Raw genomic sequence first — 21,902 nt, 5'->3', positions numbered from 1 at the left:
CTGCGCGCCGCGCGAGGTCGACGCGCGCCGCGCGGAGGCCGGCCGGCGGACGCGCAGCGCGCGCGCGCCTCCGCGAGGATGGGGCTGGCGTGCCGTATGCACCGCGTGGCGCGGTCGGTGGCGGGGGGCTCCGCGACGTCCCGGGGGCGCCGGCGGTCGCCTGCTCCGCTCTCCGAGCGCGTTCACCCCGAGGCGGAGAGGTGTCCCATGAGGCAGGTGGATCCCAGGCCCGAGAGCTCGACGACGGACCTCGTGAAGGAGGCGATCGTCGAGGCCCGGCAGCTGATAGAGGTCGAGGTCGCGCTGGCGCGCGACGAGATCAACCAGGAGATCTCGCAGGCGAAGACGTCGGGCGTCGCGCTCGGCGCGGCGGCCGCCGCGGCGCTGCTCGGGGTCGCGCTGGTGCTCGTCGCGATCGCGCTGGCGATCTCGCCGGGGCCGCTGCCGGCGCTGCTGATGGGGCTCGGGCTCGTCGTCCTGGCCGTCGTCGTGGGCGTCGTCGGCTACGGGCGCGTACCGAAGAGGCCGCTGGAGCGGACCCGGGGTCGCCTCGGGTCGGATGTCCGTCTGGTCCGGGAGCGCGTCGTATGAGGGGGCTGAACGGTCAGCGCGAGGAGTTCGAGCGCAAGGCGGACGAGCTGCGCGATCGGCTGCTGCACACGATCGAGGCGATCGATCAGCGGCGCCACGCGCTCCTCGACGTGCGGACCCAGGTGCGCCGGCACGGCGCCGAGGTGGTCACGGGGGGGATCATGATCGCGGTCATGGGGGGCGCGGCGGTGATCGCGCTGATCCAGGAGGCGCGCGCGCGCGCCGCGCGGCTGCGGGCCGAGCGCGTCCGGGCGCTCGTCCGGTTCTGGCGGCACCCTGACTGGGTGGCGCCGCGCGGCAAGCCGAGCGTGCCCCGCGAGATCGGCCGCAAGATCCTGGTCGGCGCGGTGTATTTCGCGGCGATGCAGCTCATCCGGCGCGGCATCCGGCTCACGCTGACGACGGCGGGCCGCGGGGCGCCGTCGCGGCGGCCGCCGGAGCTCCGCGCCTGAGCGGCGCCGCCGGGCTGCGCCTGAGCGGCGCCGCCAGCGTCCGCGCCTGAGCGGCGTCGACCACCGGGAGCGGGGGCGCTGGCGGCGATCGGCGCGAGCGCCGGCGCGGCTCAGGGGCCGGTGTAGAGGGCGGTGCGCCAGCCCAGGTAGAACCCTGGCTGGCGCACCGACGTGCTCCATGTGTAATCGGCGTAGAGCCACGGCCCCATCGACACCTTCCAGAGCCGGATCCCCTCGTAGAACACGCCGCCTCCGATGCGGGCGGGGAGGGCGCCGTCGATGACGTCGGTGTCGCTGTCGGCGTCCGCGGTCGTATAGGCCACGCCGGCGCCGGCGTCGAGGATGACGCCCACCTCTCTCCAGCGCTCTCCGAGCGAGAAGAGGGGGAAGACCTCGGTGTGAAACATGACCCCGCCCGCCAGGGCGGCGTGATCCGCGGCGATCAGGCTGTGCCCGCCGCTGGCGAGGCCGAACGTGAGCCAGTCCGCGAGCACGCCGCCGAGCCAGACGTAGCCGCCCCCGCCGATCCCGACGCCTGTCTCCGTATAGTGACGCTGGAATCCTATCTTCTGGACGTCGTTCGGGTAGCCGGCGGCGCTCCCGAGCGCCAGGCCTCCGGCGATCCCTGCGGTGAACCCGCTGCGCCGCGTCAGTCGCCTTGGCGAGAACAGCGGATCGATCGCGGGCGCGTCAACGGCAGGCTGCGGGTCCGCGCCGTCGGCCGCCGTCTGCTGCGCCGCCGCGGTCGAATGGAGCAGGCCGAGGCCGAGGAGCGCCGGCAGCGCGGCCGCGCGCCGGAGGTGGAGACACGTCGCCATGGGCTCCCTTTCCTATACGATGCCGGGGGCCGCCGGCACCGCAATCCGGTGGCCTTTCCCGGGCGACACGCCGCCGGGCCCCTCGCGGCGGCGCCGCGCGAGCGCCCGAGCGCCCCCTCGATACAGCCGGTCCATGGAGGCCGGCGACGGACCGCATGTCGGGACAGGACAGGAAGATCGGTTGACGTCGATCCATGGGAGATCCGGGGGCCGCCACACGCTCTCACGCCCCTGGCCGGCGGCGGCAGCGCATGTTCTCACCGGAGCCTCGCCGCGCCGCCGCGCCTGAGGAGCGCGGCGGTCGAGCGGGCCGCGAACTCGCCTGCCCCTCTCGTCCGGGCACGGTATGCTCGTCATCCCATGAAGGCCTCTCCCAGCCTGCTCCTCGCGGCGGTTCTCGCTGGCGCCTGTGGAGGTGCCGAGGCACACCGAACGGGCCCTACCATGACCGCAAGCTCCTCGTTGCTCCCTGGCGCGACAAGCGCCGCGTCCACCCCCGCTGACCCCAGCCGCCCCGCGTACCCGCCCACCCGCGCCGTTCCGGTGAAATACGCCCTGTATGGGGTCGAGATCACCGACCCGTATCGCTGGCTCGAGGACGGCGACGCGCCGGAGGTGAAGGAGTGGATGCGGGCTCAGGACGCGTTCACGCGCGCCGAGCTCTCGCGGCTCCCCGAGCGCGAGGCGATCGCGTCAAGGCTCAAGCAGCTCTTCTACATCGATGCGGTCTCCGCGCCGCGCCACCGGCGGGGCCGGTACTTCGTGAGCCGCAGGCACGCGACGAAGGAGAAGTCGATCGTCTACTGGAAGGAGGGAAAGGGCGGCGAGGAGCGCGTCCTGCTCGACCCGAACAGCTGGTCTGACGATGGCAGCGTCTCGCTGGGCGGCTGGGAGGTGTCCTGGGATGGCAAGAACGTCGCTTACAAGGTCCAGAAGAACAACTCCGACGAGGCGACACTCCATGTGATGGATGTAGCCTCCGGCAAGCGCTCCGACGTGGACGTCATCGAAGGGGGCAAGTACGCGTACGCGTCGTGGACGCCCTCGGGCGACGGCTTTTACTACGTCTGGCTCCCCACCGACCCGTCGATCCCGGTCGCCGATCGGCCCGGTTACGCGGAGGTGCGCTTCCACCGGCTCGGCCAGGATCCGCGGCAGGATCGCGTCGTGCGCGGCAGGACGGGCGACCCCAGGACGTTCCTCAACGCGAGCGTCTCGAAGGACGGCCGCTTCCTCGTGCTCACCGTGGCCCACGGGTGGACGTCGACGGACGTCTACTTTCGCGATCTCCGCAGGCCGGGCGGGCAGGCGGCGGACAGGCCGCTCGCCGTCGGGCGCGACGCTCATTACAGCGTCGAGGTCTACAAGGACCGGTTCTATGTCCACACCGACGAGGGCGCGCCGCATTACCGCCTCTTCGAGGTCGACCCGGACAGGCCCGAGCGCGCCGCGTGGAAGGAGATCGTCCCGGAGCGCCCGGACGCCACGCTCGACAGCGTCTCCGTCGTCGGCGGGCACCTCGCGCTGAGCTATCTCAAGGACGCCTCGAGCCGGGTCGAGGTGCGCGCGCTCGACGGCAGGCTGGTCCGCGAGGTCCCGCTGCCCGGCATCGGCACCGTGGGCGGCCCGTCCGGGCTGCCCGACGAGGACGAGGCGTATTTCTCGTTCGAGTCGTTTACCTCGCCGCAGGAGATCTACGCGACCTCGATCAGGACCGGTGAGACCGCGCTCTACACGCGCACCGAGGTCCCCGTCGATCCGTCGGCGTTCACCGTCGAGCAGACGTTCTTCACGTCCAGAGATGGCACGAAGATCTCGATGTTCATCGTCCGCCGCAAGGACATGAAGAAGGACGGGAGCTCCCGCGCGCTGCTCTACGGCTACGGAGGGTTCCAGATCTCGCAGACCCCCTCGTTCACGGCCTCGATGTATCCCTGGCTCGAGCGGGGCGGCGTGTACGCGGTGGCGAACCTGCGCGGCGGCGGCGAGTACGGCGAGGCGTGGCACCGGGACGGGATGCTGCTCAAGAAGCAGAACGTCTTCGACGACTTCATCGGCGCCGCGGAGCACCTGGTCCGCGAGGGGTACACGCGGCCCGAGCGGCTCGTCATCCAGGGCGGCTCGAACGGCGGCCTGCTCGTCGGCGCCGCGCTCACCCAGCGGCCGGAGCTGTTCAGGGCCGCCGTCTGCGGCGTCCCCCTGCTCGACATGGTGCGATACCACCTGTTCGGCTCTGGCAAGACGTGGATCAGCGAGTATGGGTCTGCCGACGATCCAGCGCAGTTCAAGGCGCTTCACGCGTACTCCCCCTATCACCACGTCAGGCCCGGGACGAGGTATCCGGCCGTGCTCCTCCTGTCGGCCGACAGCGACGATCGTGTGGATCCGATGCACGCGCGCAAGTTCGCCGCCGCCCTCCAGGCGGCGAGCGCGGGCGGCCCGGTCCTGCTCCGCATCGAGCGCAACGCCGGGCACGGGGGCGCGGACCTCATCAAGGCGGCCGTCGAGAAGGGCGCCGACCAGATCTCCTTCGCGATGTGGGCCACGAGCGCGCAGGCGCCCGCGATCAAATGATCCAGTGAGGCGCGAGCCGCGCGGTGCGCGAGGTGAAAACGTGCACGCCCGGGGTCGAGCCGGCGTGAGCCGCGAGGTGGAGGCGCGGGCGGCGCGACGGACAGGCTTGCGGCTCCGCGCCGCGACGGGTAACAACGCGCCGCTGTGCGAATGCTTCACCCCGGAGCCGGGTCCTCGCGGCCCGGGCCTTTGACCTCGCGCCCCCTCGCGACCGCCGTCTCGGCGCTCGCGGAGGGGCCGCGCGCGCCGCTCGCGGAGCTGTCCGACCCGGCGGCGGTCCTGGCCGGGCTGATGGACCTGCACGGGAGCGTCTCGCTCGCGCGCGAGCTCTCGCTGCTCGACCGCCCCGCCGCGCCGCCCTCGGCCGCGGCCGAGGGCGCGCGCGCCGAGGTCCGGGCGCTCGCCGCCGAGCGCCTCGGCGAGCTCGCGGAGGCGCTCGATCACGTGTTCGCCGCCCCTTTCCACCGGCGGAACAAGCTGCCCGACGCCGCGGCGGTGCTCGCCACGCTCGAGCAGACCGGGGTGCTGCCCGCGCGCCCCGCCCGCGCGCTCGCGTCCGCGGCCGGCCAGCTCTGGGAGCCTTTCGGCGAGCTCGCGTCCCGCGTCCTCAACCGCATCCGGACGGAGACGCGCGCGCTGCGAGAGGAGCTCGCGCCGTCGCTGCGGGCGCTCGGCCCGGACGCGGCGCGGCTCGAGCGGCTCGACGCGGCGATCTCCGCCGCCACCCAGAAGCGGCGCGAGCGCGCGCTCGCCGAGCTCCTCCCCGGCCTCGCGCGCGCCTTCGCGCGCGGCCTCCGTTCGGCCGTCGGCGCGCTGCCGGAGGGGGCCGGGATCGAGCACGTCGCGGGCTGGTTCGCCCCGGAGCAGTGGCTCGGGCGGGAGCTCCAGCGCATGGAGCTCGTGGTCCAGGCGGCGCTCGCGCACGAGGCGGGCCGGCTGCTCGCGCTGGTCGACGGGGCCGCCGCCGCGGGCGCGTCGGCGTAGCCCCCGGGGGCCTCGATGATGTGGCTCGCGACGGCGCGGCAGTGGACGACGCGGCTCCTGGTGCTCCTCACCGGGGGGATCGGCCTCGCGCTGGTGGGGCGGGCGGCGGTCGTCTACCGCGGGTCGGACCCGCTCGCGTACCGGCTCGTGCTGCTGATCGCGCTCGGGCTCGCGCTCGGCACGCTCGAGCTGTTCGTGCGCGCGGGGCGGGCGGCGCGGCTCGGGCGCGAGCTCGCCGCGCTGCCGCGGCCGGCGACGCGCGCGGCGGTCGAGCAGAGCAGCGCGCCGCTCCGGTCGCTGCTCGAGGCGCGCATCGCCGGCGTGTCGCTGCTCCCGGCCAGCGCGACGTTCGCGTCGTACCTCGTCGGCCTGCTCGTGATGATCGGGCTGCTCGGCACGTTCCTCGGCCTGTTCGAGACGCTGCGGGGGGCGCGCGAGGCGCTGACCCTGAGCGCCGACGTCGACGCGCTGCGGGAGAGCCTGGCCGCGCCGATGCAGGGGTTGTCGCGCGCGTTCGGCACCTCGGCGGCGGGCGTGTCGGCGTCGGGGATGCTCGGGCTCGGCGTCGTGCTCGTGCGCCGCGCCGAGGCCGGGGCCGCGGCTGCGCTCCAGGCCTACGCGGCGGGCCCGCTCGCGGCGCTCACTGTCACCGGGCGGCAGCTCGCCGCGCTGGAGTCGCTCGCGCGCCAGGGCGACGCGCTCCCGGCGGCGGCGTCGTCGCTGCGCGAGGCCACCACCCGGCTCGAGCGCCTCGAGGAGCGGCTGCTCGCCGTCCAGGTCGAGGGCGCGCGCCAGACCGCCGCGTCGTTCGCGGAGGCAGCCGCCGGCGTCCGCGGCGACATCGCGGCGGGCCTCCGGCAGACGGCCGACGTCGCGGCCGGCGTGGTGCGGCCGCTCCTCGCCGAGGCGGTGGAGCGCGCCGGCGCGGCCGCGGGCGGCGCGCTGCAGGCGGTCGAGCGGCGCCTCGACGAGGAGGCGCGCGCGCGGCGCGAGGCGGACGTCGCGTCGGCGTCGCGGCTGGAGGGGCAAGCGGAGCGGCTGTCCGCGGTGGTGAGCGAGGCGGTCGAGCGGCTGGAGCGGGCGCAGACGGCGCGGCTGGTCGAGGCGGCGGCGCGGCAGGCGGAGCTGGAGCGGGCGCGGGCGGAGCGGCAGGCGGCGCTGGACGCGGCGAGAGAGGCGCGCCAGGCGGAGCTGGATGCGGCGCAGGCGGCGCGGCTGGTCGAGGCGGCGGCGCGGCAGGCGGAGCTGGAGCGGGCGCGGGCGGAGCGGCAGGCGGAGCTGGATGCGGCGCAGGCGGCGCGGCTGGTCGAGGCGGCGGCGCGGCAGGCGGAGCTGGACGCGGCGCGGGCGGCGCACCTGACGGCGCTGGACGCGGCGCAGGCGGCGCGGCTGGTCGAGGCGGCGGCGCGGCAGGCGGAGCTGGACGCGGCGCGGGCGGCGCACCTGACGGCGCTGGGCGAGGCATTGGCGGCGCCGCTGACGGAGGCGGCGCGGGCGGCGCAGGCGGCGCCGGAGGCGGCGGCGCGGCTGATCGCGGAGGCATCGGAGCGGCTGACGGCGCGGGCGGAGGCGGACGCTGCGCGGGACGCGAGGCTGGACGCGCTGCTGGAGAAGCTGTCGGAGACGACGGCGGGGATGGCCGGCAGCGCGCGGGAGCAGGCCGAGCGGGTGGCTGCGCTGGCGGAGTCGACGGAGCGGAGCGCGGCGGAGCGTGAGGCGCGGGCCGAGGCGCGCGTCGTGGCGCTGGGGGAGGCGGCGCGGTCGCTTCTGGCGGAGCAGGCGGCGCGGCTTGTGGCGTTCGAGGAGCGGCTGGACGGGGCGCGGCGGGAGGCGGCTGACGGGCTCGCCGAGCGGCTGAGCGTTCACGCGCGCGGCCTGGGCGAGAGCCTCGAGCGGCTGGAGGGGGGCGTGGCGTCGCGGCTGGAGCGGCTGGAGGAGGGTGCGGCGAAGCGCTTCGAGCGGCTCGATCGGGAGGCTTCGGCGCGGCGGCGCGAGCTCGAGACCGAGTCGGCGTCGCGGCTGGAGGGGCAGGCGGAGCGGCTGTCTGCGGTGGTGAGCGAGGCGATCGAGCGGCTGGAGCGTGCGCAGGAGGCGCGGCTGGTCGAGGCGGCGGCGCGGCAGGCGGAGCTGGACGCGGCGCGAGCGGCGCACCTGACGGCGCTGGACGCGGCGCAGGCGGCGCGGCTGGTCGAGGCGGCGGCGCGGCAGGCGGAGCTGGAGCGGGCGCGGGCGGAGCGGCAGGCGGAGCTGGACGCGGCGCAAGCGGCGCGGCAGGCGGCGCTGGACGCGGCGCGGGCGGCGCACCTGACGGCGCTGGGCGAGGCGCTTGCGGCGCCGCTGACGGAGGCGGCGCGGGCGGCGCAGGCGGCGCCGGAGGCGGCGGCGCGGCTGATCGCGGAGGCATCGGAGCGGCTGACGGCGCGGGCGGAGGCGGACGCTGCGCGGGACGCGAGGCTGGACGCGCTGCTGGAGAAGCTGTCGGAGACGACGGCGGGGATGGCCGGCAGCGCGCGGGAGCAGGCCGAGCGGGTGGCTGCGCTGGCAGAGTCGACGGAGCGGAGCGCGACGGAGCGTGAGGCGCGGGCCGAGGCGCGCGTCGTGGCGCTGGGGGAGGCGGCGCGGTCGCTTCTGGCGGAGCAGGCGGCGCGGCTTGTGGCGTTCGAGGAGCGGCTGGACGGGGCGCGGCGGGAGGCGGCCGACGGGCTCGCCGAGCGGCTGAGCGTTCACGCGCGCGGCCTGGGCGAGAGCCTCGAGCGGCTGGAGGGGGGCGTGGCGTCGCGGCTGGAGCGGCTGGAGGAGGGTGCGGCGAAGCGCTTCGAGCGGCTCGATCGGGAGGCTTCGGCGCGGCGGCGCGAGCTCGAGACCGAGTCGGCGTCGCGGCTGGAGGGGCAGGCGGAGCGGCTGTCTGCGGTGGTGAGCGAGGCGATCGAGCGGCTGGAGCGTGCGCAGGCGGAGCGGCTGTCCGAGGTGGCGGCGCGGCATGCGGAGCTGGACGCGGCGCGAGCGGCGCACCTGACGGCGCTGGACGCGGCGCAGGCGGCGCGGCTGGTCGAGGCGGCGGCGCGGCAGGCGGAGCTGGAGCGGGCGCGGGCGGAGCGGCAGGCGGAGCTGGACGCGGCGCAAGCGGCGCGGCAGGCGGAGCTGGACGCGGCGCAGGCGGCGCGGCTGGTCGAGGCGGCGGAGCGGCAGGCGGAGCTGGACGCGGCGCGGGCGGCGCACCTGACGGCGCTGGGCGAGGCATTGGCGGCGCCGCTGACGGAGGCGGCGCGGGCGGCGCAGGCGGCGCCGGAGGCGGCGGCGCGGCTGATCGCGGAGGCGTCGGAGCGGCTGACGGCGCGGGCGGAGGCGGACGCTGCGCGGGACGCGAGGCTGGACGCGCTGCTGGAGAAGCTGTCGGAGGCGACGGCGGGGATGGCCGGCAGCGCGCGGGAGCAGGCCGAGCGGGTGGCTGCGCTGGCGGAGTCGACGGAGCGGAGCGCGGCGGAGCGTGAGGCGCGGGCCGAGGCGCGCGTCGTGGCGCTGGGGGAGGCGGCGCGGTCGCTTCTGGCGGAGCAGGCGGCGCGGCTTGTGGCGTTCGAGGAGCGGCTGGACGGGGCGCGGCGGGAGGCGGCCGACGGGCTCGCCGAGCGGCTGAGCGCTCACGCGCGCGGCCTGGGCGAGAGCCTCGCGGCGACCGCGGCGGTGGTGCGCGAGGCCTCGGATCTGGTGCGGGCCGGCGGCGCCGAGATGACGGCCGTGGCCGAGATGTTCACCGTCGCGGTCGACCGTTACCGTGACGCCAGCGATCGCTGGCTGAACAGCCTGGGTGCCATCGAGGACGCGATCGAGCGCCGCGAGCACGGCGAGGCGGCGGACCTCCTCGGCGCCTACCTCGACCAGACCCGCGAGGTCTTCGACCATTCGCTGCAGTTCCAGCGCGAGCTCTTCGCCGAGCTGCGGGCGCTGAGGAGCAGGACGAGCTGATGCGCCGCTCGTCGCCGCCGCCTCATGGCTGCTCGCTTCCGGCGGGCATCAGTTCAGCGGCAGCCTGCGAGCGCGCCGCGATGCCCCTGCCTTTTCCTGCGAGGGCTCGCCGATGTCCCTGATGCCGGCCGAGGACGACGCGCCCGAGCAGGCGGCGGTCTGGCCGGTCTTCGGCGACCTCATGGCCTGCCTCTTCGGCCTCTTCGTGCTCTTTTTCGTCTGGGCGATCTCGTTCCAGGTCGACCTGACCCGCGACCTCGCCGCCGAGCGCGCCACCCGCGCGGCGGAGCGCTCGCGCCTGGAGTCGCTCGAGCGGGCCCTGGCCGGGCCGCTCGCCGAGGGGAGGATCACCCTGACCGAGGGGCGCATCGGGATCCGCGGCAGCATCCTGTTCGAGCTCAACTCCGCCGAGCTGCAGCCGGACGGCGTCGCGTTGCTCCGCGCGCTGGCCGATCCGCTCAAGGCGTACCTCGAGCACCATGACGAGCTCATCATGGTGAGCGGTTTCACGGACGACCGCCCGCTCACGAGCTCTTCCCGCGGTTATGCCGACAACTGGGAGCTGTCGGCGCAGCGGGCGCTGACGGTGACGCGCGCGCTCGCCGCGGCCGGCGTCCCCGATACGGCGCTTTTCGCGGCCGGCTTCGGCGAGCGGCACCCGGTGGCGCCCAACGACACGAGCGAGAACCGGGCGAAGAACCGCCGGGTCGAGATCTCGCCCATCCCGCGGCGGGGCGCGCCAAAATGACGTCCACGTTGGATGTTTCGCCGCTCCCTGCCGAGCCTGACGAGCACCAGCGGCGGTCACCTCAACCCCGGTCACCTCAACCCCGGTCGGGTCGTCCACCTCAACCCCGGTCGGCGGCCGCTGCTCAACCTGGGTCGGTGGACCCGCGACCTGGGTCATCCGCGGCCGTCCCTCAACCCGGGTCATCCGCGGCCGTCCCCCAACCCGGGTCATCCGCGGCCGTCCCCCAACCCCGGTCGGCGGCCGTCCCTCAACCCGGGTCATCCGCGGCCGTCCCCCAACCCCGGTCGGCGGCCGTCCCTCAACCCGGGTCATCCGCGGCCGTCCCCCAACCCCGGTCGGCGGCCGTCCCTCAACCCGGGTCATCCGCGGCCGTCCCCCAACCCGGGTCATCCGCCGCGGCCGTCCCCCAACCCGGGTCATCCCCCGCGGCCCCCCAGCCCGGGTCGCCCGCGGCGCGCCTCGCCGCCCTCCAGGCTGCCGGCGCCCACCGCTTCGACCCGGCCAGCCACCGCTTCGTCGAGGCGCTCCTCGAGCGCGCCCGCGCCCTCGACGGCGCCGCCGCCGCTCACCTCGCCGCCCGCGCCTCCGCGCGGCTCACGGCGCTCGAGGTCGCCTTCCACCGCGCGCGCGCCGACGCCGAGGCCCAGCTCCTCGCCCTCGCCGCCGCCGGCGTCCCCGACGACGGCGCGCTCGCCCAGGCGCTCGCGCTCGGCGAGCTCCCGGCCGTCGTACGGGCCGCCCGCCGGCGCCTGCGCGCGCTCGCCGTCGAGCGGCAGAAGACCGCCGTCCCCGCGCTCGCGCGCCTGCGCGGCGAGGCGGCGGCGCGCGACGTGCGCCTGCCCGAGCCGCTCGCGCGCGGCCTCGCGGCGCTCCCGTGCGACGGCGACGTCGTCGAGCGCCGGGTGAAGCGGCAAGCCCAGGCGCTCAGCAACGCCCTGTCCACGGCGCTGTTCCACGAGTCGCTGGTCAGCGCCCGCGCCACGCTCGCGGTCGCGCGGGCCGCCGACAACGTCCCGGAGGACGCCGGCCCCTACAACGCCCAGGTGCTCGCCTCCCGGGCGCTCTGCGCGGCCGAGCGGCTCTCGGAGCACTACCTGCGCGCGCTCGTGGCCAGCCTCCAGGACCTCGGCGCCCTGGCCGCCGCGCTCGAGCCGCAACCAGAGAAGCCCACCCGGAAGAAATCCGCCCCGCGGCGCGCGCGCGACACACCGAACGTGCGGGACAGCGGCGACGCCGGCGCCCGCCGCCGGCCCGCCCGAAAAAAAGAATCCCTTTTCCGTGGATCGCGTTAGGTAAGTAGTCCCCATGCCTCGCTCGCCAGGCCGATCCCTCGCTGCCCTCGCGCTCCTCCTGCTCGCCAGCTCTTGCTCGTCCGCGCCCGAGAAGGTGCAGAGCGGGCCTGAGACGCCGCCGCTCAAGCAGTGCGGCACCGAGGTCGTCAGGCGCGGCGACGGCTACAACAGCGCGGCGCGCGAGTGCATCTGGCAAGCGTACAGGACCCGCGAGCCGTCCGAGTTCACGACCACCCGGTACACCATCGAGGGCGACCCCGTGACCTACCGCCTCGAGGTCACGGTCACGGGCGTCGTGGTCGTCGTGGACAGCAAGGATCGGTACGCGCTGAAGGGCGTGTTCCGCCATTCCTGCCGCAACCTCGAGCGCATCGCGCAGGAGGGCACCGAGGACCGGTTCGGCTTCGCCCTGAGCGCTTGCTCCGGCGGCGGCGCCGAGCGGTTCGCGGTCCCTTGACGAGCCCGCCGCGCGCCGGGGCGCTCCGGCCGGCCCGGCGGCCCGCCAGCGCCGCCCGCTGCCCCGCCAGACACCTCCCGGAGCCCGCCGCGACGCCGGACGGTCGAAACGGAGCGGCAACGCGCGCGCAGCCCGCACGACCGCCAGGCAGCGCGTGGACGGCCGCGGGCGGGCGCGGCCCGAGGCCTGATCTGGTGGACGCGACCGATCCTTGGCGCGTAGGCTCGCTACGAGCATCGGAGCGGGCAGCACCATGAGCAGACGAAGCGTCCTGTACTGCGCGATCGGTTCGATCCGGGCGCCGGAAGGGTGTGGATGACGGAACATGCGCGCCCGTCGGTCGGCAGTTCGCCAGAGCGTGCCTGCGAGCAGGCTGGGGGGAAGCGCCGTGCAGCGTCACCTCGTCTTTGAAGCCGCGGGGATCAGCCACCCCGGCATGGTCCGCGACACGAACGAGGACAGCTTCGCCATCCTCGAGCCGCGCGGGCTGTTCCTCGTCGCCGACGGCATGGGCGGGCGCGCCGCCGGGGAGGTCGCGTCGCGGATGGCGATCGACACGGTGCGCGACTTCTTCGACGATCCGGAGTCCACCTGGCCTGTCGCGGTCAGCGTCGGTCCGGCCACGGTGCGGGGCTCGGACGCCCGCTACGTCGACCAGGGCTTGCCGCTGCTCGTCGCGGGCATCCAGCTCGCGAACGGCCGCATCTTCTCCGCGGCGCGGCGCGACCGGGAGAAGCGCGGGATGGGCACCACGTTCGCGGCCGCGCTCGCGCGCGACGGCTTCGTCGCCATCGCGCACGTGGGCGACAGCCGCGTCTACCGCCTCCGCGATCACCGCCTCGAGCAGCTCACCCGGGATCACTCGCTCGTCAACGAGTGCATCCGGCTCGGCCACCTCCTCCCCGAGCAGGCCAGCTCGTTCCCGCTCCAGCACGTGATCACCCGCGCGCTCGGCACCGACGAGGCGGTCGAGGTCGAGACGCGGATCGACGCCATCGAGAGCGGCGACGTCCTGCTGCTCTGCTCGGACGGCCTGTCCGGCGTTGTCTCGGCGCAAGATATCGCAAGTATCCTCGAGGAGCGCATCGAGCCAGGCGAGATCGCGGCGCGGCTGGTGAAGCGCGCCAACGAGAACGGCGGCCCCGATAACGTCACCTGCGTTGTCGCCCGCTGGCGCGCCGCTCCCGACGGCGCGCCCAGGCGCTGAGCTGCGCGATCGAGCGCCGCGCTGCGCGCCTCGATGACACTGTGCCCGAGCGCGCATTGCGCGCTGCTTGCCCTCTTTTCCATAAAACATCAACTGCCGGACAGCGCGCCATCGTGTTAATGCCGGTGGGGAATCTCGATGGGCGCGCGAACGAACGGATCACCACAGCCGCACTCCACGACATCCACCTCCCGGAGCGCGGTGGCGTCCGGCGCAGGCAAGCGCGGCGCCTCGAGCGCGCGCCGCGCCGGGCCGGCCGGCGCGGCCGCGCCGGAGCTCGAGCCGGCGGAGCACCGGCCGGCGCTCAAGCTCCTCGAGGCGGCGCGCGAGCCCGATTTCATCGAGGTGCTCGGGTCGCGCGAGCACAACCTCCGCATCGACCGGCTCGAGGTGCCGAAGCGCAAGCTCGTCGTGTTCACGGGGGTGAGCGGCTCGGGCAAATCGAGCCTGGCGTTTGATACGCTCTACGCCGAGGGGCAGCGGCGTTACGTCGAGACGCTGAGCTCTTACGCGCGTCAGTTCCTGGGTCAGCTCGAGCGCCCCCAGGTCGAGCACCTGCGCGGGCTGTCGCCGACGATTGCGATCGAGCAGAAGAGCGCCTCGAGCAACCCGCGCTCCACGGTCGGCACGATCACGGAGGTCTACGATTACCTGCGCGTGCTCTACGCGCGCGCCGGCGAGCAGCATTGCCATCTCTGCGGCAAGCCGGTGAAGGCGCAGAGCTCCGAGCAGATCGTCGAGGAGCTCCTCGCGATGCCCGAGGGGACGAAGTTCGTGCTGCTCGCGCCGCTCGTGACGCACCGGAAGGGGGAGTTCAAGGACCTCTTCGAGGAGCTCCGGGGCCGCGGCTTCGTGCGGGTCGAGATCGACGGGGCGCAGCACCGGCTCGACGAGGTGCCGCGCCTCGACAAGAAGCTCAAGCACACCATCGCCCTCGTGGTGGACCGGCTGGCCGTGCGGGCGGACGAGCGCCAGCGCATCACCGAGGGCGTCGAGCTCGCGCTCCAGGAGGGGCGCGGCGAGCTCCGGGTCGAGCTCCAGGGCGACGACGGCGCGGCCGCGCGCAAGCGCCGCCCGGCCGCCCCGCTGCTGTTCAGCGCCGCGCGCTCCTGCTGCGGCCAGAGCTTCCCCGAGCTGTCGCCGCAGAGCTTCTCGTTCAACAGCCCGCTCGGCATGTGCGGCGCCTGCAACGGCCTCGGCACCCGCCTGGAGATCGATCCCGACCTCGTGATCCCCGACCCCGCGCTGTCGATCCGGGAGGGCGCCATCGCCCCCTGGGCGTCGGCCATGTCGCGCGGCGAGGGCTGGACGTTCCGCATCATCGACGCCGTGGCCAAGGCGTGCTCCGTCGACCTCGACGTGCCCTGGCGCAAGCTCGGGGCGAAGAAGCAGGAGATGGTGCTCCACGGCCTCTCGGGCAAGCGCATCGCGGTGACCTGGGGGAAGGAGGGGACCGAGACGCACGGCACCTGGGGCATGCGCTTCGAGGGCGTGATCCCCAGCCTGATGCGCAGGTTCCAGCAGTCGTCGTCCGAGTCGGCGCGGGACGCTTACCGCAAGTTCATGAGCGAGCGGCCGTGCGACGCCTGCGGCTCCCGGCGGATGCGCCCGGAGTCGCTCGCCGTGCGCGTCGCGGACAGGGGCATCGCCGACGTCACCGCGATGACGGTGAAGGACGCATTCGAGCATTTCGCCCGGCTGGAGCTCCCGGGCAACCGGCAGAAGATCACCGAGGGCGTGCGCCGGGAGATCACGAGCCGGCTAAGCTTCCTCCTGAACGTCGGCCTCGAGTACCTCACGCTCGACCGCTCCGGGCCGACGCTGAGCGGCGGCGAGGCGCAGCGCATCCGGCTCGCGAGCCAGCTCGGGAGCGAGCTCTCCGGGGTGATGTACGTGCTCGACGAGCCGAGCATCGGCCTGCACCAGCGCGACAACCAGCGCCTCATCGAGACGCTCCGGCGCCTCCGGGATCTCGGCAACACGGTGCTGGTGGTGGAGCACGACGAGGAGACGATCCGTGCCGCCGATTACGTGGTGGACTTCGGCCCCGGGGCGGGGCACCTCGGCGGCCGGGTGATGGCGGCGGGGACGCCCGAGGAGATCGAGCGCCACCCCGAGAGCGTGACCGGCGCCTACCTGTCCGGGCGCGCGCGCATCGAGCTGCCGGCGTCGCGGCGCGCGCCGCGCGGGTGGCTCGAGATCCAGGGCGCTTCCGAGCACAACCTCAGGAACATCGACGTCCGGTTCCCGCTCGGGGTGCTGCTCGCGGTGACGGGGGTGAGCGGCGCCGGCAAGAGCTCGCTCGTGAACGGCATCCTCCTCCCGGCGCTGGGCCGGGCGCTGCACAACAGCACCGAGCCGGTCGGCGCGCACCGCGCCATCAAGGGGCTCAAGGCGCTCGACAAGGTGATCGCGATCGACCAGAAGCCGATCGGCCGCACGCCGCGGTCGAACCCGGGGACGTACACGAAGGCGTTCGACCAGATCCGCGACATCTTCGCCGAGCTGCCGGAGTCGCGCGCGCGGGGCTATGGTCCGGGGCGGTTCAGCTTCAACGTGAAGGGCGGGCGCTGCGAGTCGTGCAGCGGCGACGGCATGGTGAAGGTGGAGATGCACTTCCTCGCCGACGTCTACGTCCCTTGCGAGGTGTGCGCCGGCAAGCGGTACAGCGCGCAGACGCTCGCGGTGCGGTACAAGGGCAAGAGCATCGCCGATATCCTCGACACGAGCATCGAGGACTGCGTGCAGCTCTTCGAGCACCACGTCGCGCTGCGGCGCGTGCTCGACACGCTGGTCGAGGTAGGCCTCGGGTACATGAAGATCGGCCAGAGCGCGCCGACGATGAGCGGCGGCGAGGCGCAGCGCGTGAAGCTGAGCCGCGAGCTCGGCAAGAGCCAGACGGGGCGCACGCTCTACGTGCTCGACGAGCCGACGACGGGCCTGCATTTCGAGGACATCCGCAAGCTCCTCGGCGTGCTCCACCGGCTGGTCGAGGCGGGCAACACCGTGGTGGTCATCGAGCACAGCCTCGATGTCATCAAGTGCGCCGACTGGGTGATCGATCTCGGCCCCGAGGGCGGCGCCGGCGGCGGCCAGGTCATCGCCGAGGGGGCGCCAGAGGACGTCGCCAAGGAGGCGCGCTCGTATACGGGGCAGTTCCTGCGCCCCCTGCTGAGCGCGCGCCGTCCGTCCCCGCGCCTCCAGGCGCCGGCCTCGGTGTGATCACGCCTGCAATGGCGTCCCGAGATTCGGGATCTCCCCAGTTTTCACGATTAACGCCCGTGGCAGATTTGTTCGCCGTGCTTGCATCGCGATACAAAAGCGCGTAGCCGGGATCAATGGACACCATCGTGTCCTCGAGTGCGTAAGCACCCTACCAGCCACTTCAGCAAATCACCGTGATTTCCCATGCCAGTCGGGCTGTCGCACAGGCCCCTGTGCTCGAAGTCCGTCGACGGGGAGGGCCCATGCAGATCTCGAAGCACTCTCTATTTCTAGGTCTAGGACTGTGGGTGGGCGCCGTCTCCGCGGTCGCGTGCTCCGCCAGCGGTACATCGGCGCCTCCTGGAGCTGGCTCTTCGGGTCCTGGAAGCGCGAGCAGCGGCGGGGGCTCAGGCAACAGCGGATCGACCGCCACGGGCGGCGGGATCGAGGACGATCTCGGCGCCGGCACCGGCTCCGGCAGCGGCGGCGGCGACGCCCCCGAGCTCCTGGGCGACCCGAAGACGTGCGCGGAGGCGGCCGCGAGCAAGTCCTACATCGGCTGCGAGTTCTGGCCCACGGTCACCGCGAACATCGTCTGGTCGATCTTCGATTACGCGGTCGTCGTCGCGAACGCCGGCGACGAGGTGGCCGAGGTCGAGGTGACGCGCGACGGCGCCGCGGTGGCGCACGCCGAGGTCCAGCCCAACAGCCTGACCAAGATCTACCTGCCCTGGGTCTCCGAGCTGAAGGGGCCCGACGCCACCGCGTGCGCCTCGGGCAAGTCGCTCAGCAGCTCCGTTCGCGTGGACGGCGGCGCCTACCACCTCGTCTCGACCAGGCCGGTCACTGTCTATCAATTCAACGCCCTCGAGTACAAGGGCGCTGGAGGCCCGGACGGGAAGGACTGGTCTTCCTGTCCGGGCCTCGGGTCGTGCCCTTCCAGCGGGATCACCTACGGCTGCTTCTCGTTCACCAACGACGCCTCGCTGCTCCTGCCCAGCACCGCGATGACCGGGAACTATCGCATCACCGGTCAGCAGGGCTGGAAGGAAGCGCAGATGGGCGGCTACATGGTCATCACCGGCATCCAGGACGGCACCAGCGTCACGGTGAACGTCGCCCAGGGCGGCGCGGTGATCGCGGGCGGAGACATCCCTGCGACGCCCGGCGGCGGTAGCTTCACCGTCGAGCTCGACGGGGGCGACGTCGTCGAGATCCTCGGGAGTCCGAGCAGCGATCTGAGCGGCAGCCTCGTCACCGCGACGAGCCCTGTCCAGGTGCTGACGGGCATGTCGTGCGTGCAGTCGCCGATCGGCGCCCAGGCCTGCGACCACATCGAAGAGTCGGTGTTCCCGGCCGAGACGCTGGGCAAGCGCTACTTCGTCACGGTCCCTACCTCGCCCGGCGGCGAGGTCTTCGGCCACATCGTGCGCCTGTATGGCAACGTCGACGGCACGGCGCTGACCTATCCCTCCGGCCGGCCGGACGGTGCGCCGACCACGATCGACGCTGGCCAGGTCGTCGACCTCAGCCTGGTGAGGAGGGATTTCGAGATCGTGGGAGACCACGAGTTCGCGGTCAGCACGTTCATGCTGGGCGCGGCGATCGTCGACCGCGACAACACCGGTCCCGACCAGAAGGGCGACCCGTCGCAGAGCCACGCCACCGCGGTCGAGCAGTACCGCACCAAGTACGTCTTCCTCGCGCCGAGCGACTATGACGAGAGCTTCATCGACGTCATCCAGCCGGTCGACGCCACGATCATGCTCGACGGCGCCGCCGTCGACATCGAGCCGACCCCGATCGGCAACGGCTCCGGCTTCGGCGTCGCGCGCGTCCGGCTCGGGCGCGGCAACAACGGCGCTCACGTGCTGACCGCCTCGGCCCCTGTCGGCATCCAGGTGATCGGCTACGGCGCTTATACGAGCTACCAGTACCCGGGCGGCCTCAACCTCGTCGCCATCGCGCCGCCCCCGCCGCCGCCGCGCTGATCCCGGGCGCCCTCGATACTCGTCGCCATCGCGCCGCCGCCGCCGCCGCCGCGCTGATCCCGCCATCGCGCTGCCGCCGCCGCCGCGCTGACCCCGGGCGGCCCGGCGGGGCCGCGCGGGTTGTCTTTCGCTGTCGCCTGGCCTAGCACCACCGCATGGCGTCCAGGCAGCGCGTCACGGCCCGGGGCGCGGCGTTCTTCGTCGTCCTCGCCAGCCTCGCCTTCGCCGCGAGCGGCCCCCTCGCCCGGTACGCGCGCCCCGTCCACCCGCTCTTCATCGCCTTCGGCCGGGTCGCCCTCGCCGCCGCGGCGCTCTCCCTGGTCGACCTGCGCTCGCTCGCCCGCTCCGTCGCCGCCCTGTCGCTGCGCCAGCGCGCCGCCGTCCTGGGCGCGGGCCTCCTGCTCGCCGTCCACTTCGCGCTCTTCCTCTGGGGGCTCGACCGCACCTCCCTCGCCTCCGCGCTCTCGCTCATCTCGCTCGAGCCGCTCGCCGTCGTGCTCTGCGCCTGGGTGTTCTTCCGCGTCCGCCCCACGCGCGCCGAGCAGGCCGGCGTGCTCCTCGCCACCGCCGGCGCGGTCATCATCGCGCGCGGCGCCGGCGCCGGCGATCACCGGCTCTCCGGCGATCTCATGGTCGTCGGCGCCACCCTCCTCTACGGCCTCTACGTCTCCTTCGCTCGGGCGCTCCGCGACGCCCTGCCGGCGCGGAGCTACGCGGCGCTCGTCTACACGAGCGCCGCGCTCTTCCTCGCGGCGGCGCTCCCCGCCGCGCCCGGCGCGCTCGAGGGCGTCGCGCCGCCGCCGGCCCACGCCGTCGTCGCCATCGTCGCGCTCGCGCTCGTCCCCACCCTCATCGGCCACACAGCGGTGCAGGCCGCGGCGCGCCGCATGTCCCCCGCCATCGTCGCGCTCGTGTCCCCCGGCGAGACGCTGGGCGGGATCGTCATCGGCGCCCTCTGGCTCGACGCCATCCCCACCGCCGTCGAGATCGCGGGCGCGGCGGTCATCCTCGTCGGCGCCACGGTCGCCATCCTCGGAGCGAACCTGTCCGCGGCCCGGGGCGCAGGCTGACGGGGCGCTGTCGCGGGGCCATCCGCCCGCGCGCGACGGCGCGAGAGAGGATGGAAGCGTGCCTGTGCAGCGGCGGCGCCGGGCGGCTCCGGCCGGCGCAGGACGGAAGTCGTCGGCGCGCGCCGCTTCGGTCGAACTCCGCACCACGATGATGGGGAATCGCAGGAGAACCACCCACCGCAGCTTGACTGTCGATGGTTCGAAGGGACGCTCTCCTCATGTACGGTGGGCTGTTTCGAAACATCCTGTTTCCGCTCTACGAGACAAGGCTACGGGGCAGGGACACCCTGAGAGCGCTGGACGAGCTCGAGCGCTCCCAGTGGCGCTCGGAGGGCGAGATCCGCGATCTCGCCTTCCGGCGGATGCTCGCCGCGCTCCATTTCGCCGAGCAGAACGTCCCCTTCTACCGGGCCCGGTTCGCCGAGCACGGCGTGCGCGTCGCCTCGGTGAAGTCGCCGGAGGACCTCCTGCGGCTCCCCGTCCTCACGCGGGCCGACCTCCGCGCCCACGCGCCGGAGCTCCTCGCCGAGAGCTTCGTCGGGCGGCTCTACTCGAGCGGCACGGGGGGCTCCACCGGAGAGCCGGTGCAGTTCCGCTTCGACCACCGCACCTACGAGCGCCGCGTCGCGGCCGCCATGCGCTCCGACGGGTGGGCGGGCGGCCGGCTCGGCGACAGGGAGCTCCACTTCTGGGGCGCCCAGTTCGGCGAGACGCTCGCGCACAAGGCGAAGCGCTCCGTGCACGAGGCCATCCTCCGCAAGAAGATGATCTCGGCCTTCGATCTGTCCGACCAGCGGCTCGCCGCGCTGCTCGACGAGATCGCGCGGTACCGGCCGCAGCTCATCGTCGGCTACACGAGCGCGCTCTACCAGGCGGCGCGCCACGCGCTCTCCGGGGGGCGCGCGCTCCCCGCGCCGCGCGGCGTCGTCACGAGCGCCGAGCGGCTCTTCGCGCACCAGCGCGAGGCCATCGAGCGCGCCTTCGGCGCGCCGGTGTTCGATCGGTACGGCTGCCGCGAGCTCATGCTCATCGCCGCCGAGTGCGAGCGGCACGCCGGCAAGCACATCAACATGGAGGGCGTGTACGTCGAGCTGCTCCGCGACGGGCGGCACGCGCCCCCGGGCGAGGCGGGTGAGGTCGTCGTGACCGACCTCATCTGCCGCTCGATGCCGCTCATCCGCTACAAGAACCAGGACGTCGCGGTCGCCGCCGGGGCGCCGTGCGCGTGCGGCCGCGGCCTGCCGATGCTCGCCTCGGTGGAGGGCCGCGTCCTCGACCTGCTCGTCGGCCCCGACGGCCAGCTGCTCGCGGGGGAGCTCTTCCCGCACCTCATCAAGGACCAGCCGACGATCGCCCGCTATCAGGTCTACCAGGACCGGCGCCGCGCGATCACGGTCAGGCTCGTGCCCGGCAAGGGCTTCCAGCCCGAGACCGCGAGGCTCATCGAGCGCACCGTCCGGCAGCACCTGGGCGAGCGCGCCGAGGTCAGCGTCCAGCTCGTCGACGACATCCCCCTCACGAGCAGCGGCAAGCACCGCGTCACCCTGTCGGAGGTCCCGGTCCAGCTGAACCGGCGCGCCGCGGCGTGAGGCGCCCGGCGCCGCGCCCGTCCTGCTAGCATCGTACAGAGCTGCTGGAGTCGCCTGCCGGCTGGCGCGCCGCGGCCGGCTCGCGGCCCGCTGACGAGCGCGCCGCCTGGCCCTCCCGTCCCCGAAGCGCTGGCGGAGCCGCGCTGTCCGGGGTATTGGGCAGGACAGTACGATGTCCGACGTGCAGAGACCGCTTCCGCCGAAGAAGGACGTGGCGCTGGCCCTCCTCGAGCGAGAGCCGAGCGTGTTCATCCACCTCGACCCGCGCCGGCCCGGTGTCTCCGTCCCCAAGTGGTTCACGGGGCAGCCGCAGCTGATCCTTCAGGTCGGGATGAACATGGCGATCGCCATCCCCGACCTGAAGGTGGACGACGAGGGGATCAGCTGCACCCTCTCGTTCAACCGCGCGCCGTTCTGGTGCCGCCTGCCGTGGAACGCGATCTGGGCGCTCGTGAGCGAGGACCAGCGCGGGATGGTGTGGCCCGAGGACATCCCGGCCGATCTCGCCGCGCAGAAGCAGCGGTCCCCCATCGCCCCGCCGCAGAAGCCCGCCAAGCGTCCGCGCCCCCGGCTCGCCGCGGTCCCCAGCGAAGAGGAGCGGGGCGCCGAGGCGACGGACGAGGCGCGCGCGCGCGACAACAGGGCGCGCCGCCCCGAGCTCGAGCCCGTGGAGCCCAGCGAGCGCCGCGGCGCGGGCGAGGCCCCGGCGCGCGACGCCGGCGCGCCGGTCAGGCCGCTCGCGCCGGTGCCAGCCCCGGCCCCGTCCCTCGCGCCGGTGCCGGCACCCGCCCTCGCGCCGGTGCGGTCGACCGAGGAGGGCGAAGACGACGATTCCGGCAGCTCCGGTGAGGCCGAGCCCAAGCCGCGCCAGGGGGCGGGCAAGCCGAAGCGGGAGCTGCCCCCCTATTTGCGGGTGATCAAGTAAGGCTACGCTTGACGGTTCGGCTCGGCCAAATCAA

At 74.1% G+C, this 21,902-nt stretch carries 15 protein-coding genes; 14 read left to right on the top strand and 1 reads right to left on the bottom strand.

The features are described 5' to 3' along the window. The first annotated feature begins 207 nt into the window (after nucleotides 1-207). Complete coding sequence (locus WME89_RS48535; RefSeq protein WP_438006306.1) at nucleotides 208-591, top strand: phage holin family protein; 384 nt, start codon at nucleotides 208-210, stop codon at nucleotides 589-591. Then, nucleotides 588-1,043 (top strand): hypothetical protein, encoded by a 456-nt coding sequence (locus tag WME89_RS48530; protein ID WP_438006305.1) that lies wholly within the window; start codon nucleotides 588-590, stop codon nucleotides 1,041-1,043. The genes WME89_RS48535 and WME89_RS48530 overlap by 4 nt, the downstream gene beginning before the upstream one ends. Nucleotides 1,044-1,153: 110 nt before the next feature. Here WME89_RS48530 and WME89_RS48525 read toward each other — a convergent pair whose 3' ends face one another. Then, nucleotides 1,154-1,861 (bottom strand): hypothetical protein, encoded by a 708-nt coding sequence (locus tag WME89_RS48525; RefSeq protein ID WP_438006304.1) that lies wholly within the window; start codon nucleotides 1,859-1,861, stop codon nucleotides 1,154-1,156. Nucleotides 1,862-2,305: 444 nt separating this feature from the next. Between WME89_RS48525 and WME89_RS48520 the strand changes: the two genes are divergently transcribed. The 12 genes from WME89_RS48520 to WME89_RS48465 all read left to right on the top strand — a co-directional run bounded on the left by WME89_RS48520 (nucleotide 2,306) and on the right by WME89_RS48465 (nucleotide 21,868). Continuing rightward, complete coding sequence (locus tag WME89_RS48520) at nucleotides 2,306-4,435, top strand: prolyl oligopeptidase family serine peptidase (RefSeq protein ID WP_438006303.1); 2,130 nt, start codon at nucleotides 2,306-2,308, stop codon at nucleotides 4,433-4,435. Nucleotides 4,436-4,624: 189 nt separating this feature from the next. After that, nucleotides 4,625-5,419 carry a hypothetical protein gene (locus WME89_RS48515; RefSeq protein ID WP_438006302.1) on the top strand — a complete coding sequence of 265 codons (795 nt, stop codon included), beginning with the start codon at nucleotides 4,625-4,627 and terminating at the stop codon, nucleotides 5,417-5,419. A gap of 15 nt (nucleotides 5,420-5,434) precedes the next feature. Beyond that, nucleotides 5,435-9,382, top strand: coding sequence for a hypothetical protein (locus tag WME89_RS48510; protein WP_438006301.1), 3,948 nt, complete (start codon nucleotides 5,435-5,437; stop codon nucleotides 9,380-9,382). Between the two features lie 112 nt (nucleotides 9,383-9,494). Continuing rightward, complete coding sequence (locus WME89_RS48505) at nucleotides 9,495-10,130, top strand: OmpA family protein (protein ID WP_437621721.1); 636 nt, start codon at nucleotides 9,495-9,497, stop codon at nucleotides 10,128-10,130. After that, nucleotides 10,127-11,425: a DUF2894 domain-containing protein gene (locus tag WME89_RS48500; RefSeq protein ID WP_438006300.1), complete on the top strand. Its 1,299-nt coding sequence runs from the start codon at nucleotides 10,127-10,129 to the stop codon at nucleotides 11,423-11,425. Before WME89_RS48505 ends, WME89_RS48500 begins: the two co-directional genes overlap by 4 nt. Before the next feature lie 13 nt (nucleotides 11,426-11,438). Next, the gene (locus WME89_RS48495; RefSeq protein WP_438006299.1) at nucleotides 11,439-11,882 is read left to right on the top strand and encodes a hypothetical protein; all 444 of its coding nucleotides are present in this window, start codon (nucleotides 11,439-11,441) and stop codon (nucleotides 11,880-11,882) included. 388 nt (nucleotides 11,883-12,270) lie between these two features. Then, entirely contained in the window at nucleotides 12,271-13,089 is an 819-nt protein-coding gene (locus WME89_RS48490; protein ID WP_438006298.1) for a Stp1/IreP family PP2C-type Ser/Thr phosphatase, read from the top strand. Between the two features lie 138 nt (nucleotides 13,090-13,227). Then, nucleotides 13,228-16,311: an excinuclease ABC subunit UvrA gene (uvrA, locus tag WME89_RS48485; RefSeq protein ID WP_438006297.1), complete on the top strand. Its 3,084-nt coding sequence runs from the start codon at nucleotides 13,228-13,230 to the stop codon at nucleotides 16,309-16,311. A gap of 290 nt (nucleotides 16,312-16,601) precedes the next feature. Then, the gene (locus tag WME89_RS48480; protein ID WP_438006296.1) at nucleotides 16,602-18,284 is read left to right on the top strand and encodes an IgGFc-binding protein; all 1,683 of its coding nucleotides are present in this window, start codon (nucleotides 16,602-16,604) and stop codon (nucleotides 18,282-18,284) included. Nucleotides 18,285-18,439: 155 nt separating this feature from the next. Then, a complete protein-coding gene (locus tag WME89_RS48475) occupies nucleotides 18,440-19,354 on the top strand; it encodes a DMT family transporter (RefSeq protein WP_438006295.1) in 915 nt (304 codons plus the stop codon). 218 nt (nucleotides 19,355-19,572) lie between these two features. Next, nucleotides 19,573-20,943, top strand: coding sequence for a phenylacetate--CoA ligase family protein (locus tag WME89_RS48470; protein WP_438006294.1), 1,371 nt, complete (start codon nucleotides 19,573-19,575; stop codon nucleotides 20,941-20,943). 172 nt (nucleotides 20,944-21,115) lie between these two features. Continuing rightward, nucleotides 21,116-21,868, top strand: a complete 753-nt coding sequence (locus WME89_RS48465) for a ClpXP protease specificity-enhancing factor SspB (RefSeq protein WP_438006293.1) — start codon at nucleotides 21,116-21,118, stop codon at nucleotides 21,866-21,868. Nucleotides 21,869-21,902 lie beyond the last annotated feature (34 nt).

Origin of the sequence: Sorangium sp. So ce321 (genome assembly GCF_051530195.1) — a bacterium.
Lineage (GTDB): Bacteria > Myxococcota_A > Polyangia > Polyangiales > Polyangiaceae > Sorangium.
The sequence above is the reverse complement of the archived record's forward strand: the minus strand, read 5'-3'. Positions and strand labels throughout refer to the sequence as shown.

What these genes read in the sequence shown, in the direction of transcription:
- WME89_RS48535 (WP_438006306.1), top strand. Translation starts at nt 208, where the DNA reads ATGAGGCAGGTGGATCCCAGGCCCGAGAGCTCGACGACGGACCTCGTG.
- WME89_RS48530 (WP_438006305.1), top strand. Translation starts at nt 588, where the DNA reads ATGAGGGGGCTGAACGGTCAGCGCGAGGAGTTCGAGCGCAAGGCGGAC.
- WME89_RS48525 (WP_438006304.1), bottom strand. Translation starts at nt 1,861, where the DNA reads ATGGCGACGTGTCTCCACCTCCGGCGCGCGGCCGCGCTGCCGGCGCTC.
- WME89_RS48520 (WP_438006303.1), top strand. Translation starts at nt 2,306, where the DNA reads ATGACCGCAAGCTCCTCGTTGCTCCCTGGCGCGACAAGCGCCGCGTCC.
- WME89_RS48510 (WP_438006301.1), top strand. Translation starts at nt 5,435, where the DNA reads ATGATGTGGCTCGCGACGGCGCGGCAGTGGACGACGCGGCTCCTGGTG.
- WME89_RS48505 (WP_437621721.1), top strand. Translation starts at nt 9,495, where the DNA reads ATGTCCCTGATGCCGGCCGAGGACGACGCGCCCGAGCAGGCGGCGGTC.
- WME89_RS48500 (WP_438006300.1), top strand. Translation starts at nt 10,127, where the DNA reads ATGACGTCCACGTTGGATGTTTCGCCGCTCCCTGCCGAGCCTGACGAG.
- WME89_RS48495 (WP_438006299.1), top strand. Translation starts at nt 11,439, where the DNA reads ATGCCTCGCTCGCCAGGCCGATCCCTCGCTGCCCTCGCGCTCCTCCTG.
- uvrA (WP_438006297.1), top strand. Translation starts at nt 13,228, where the DNA reads ATGGGCGCGCGAACGAACGGATCACCACAGCCGCACTCCACGACATCC.
- WME89_RS48475 (WP_438006295.1), top strand. Translation starts at nt 18,440, where the DNA reads ATGGCGTCCAGGCAGCGCGTCACGGCCCGGGGCGCGGCGTTCTTCGTC.
- WME89_RS48470 (WP_438006294.1), top strand. Translation starts at nt 19,573, where the DNA reads ATGTACGGTGGGCTGTTTCGAAACATCCTGTTTCCGCTCTACGAGACA.
- WME89_RS48465 (WP_438006293.1), top strand. Translation starts at nt 21,116, where the DNA reads ATGTCCGACGTGCAGAGACCGCTTCCGCCGAAGAAGGACGTGGCGCTG.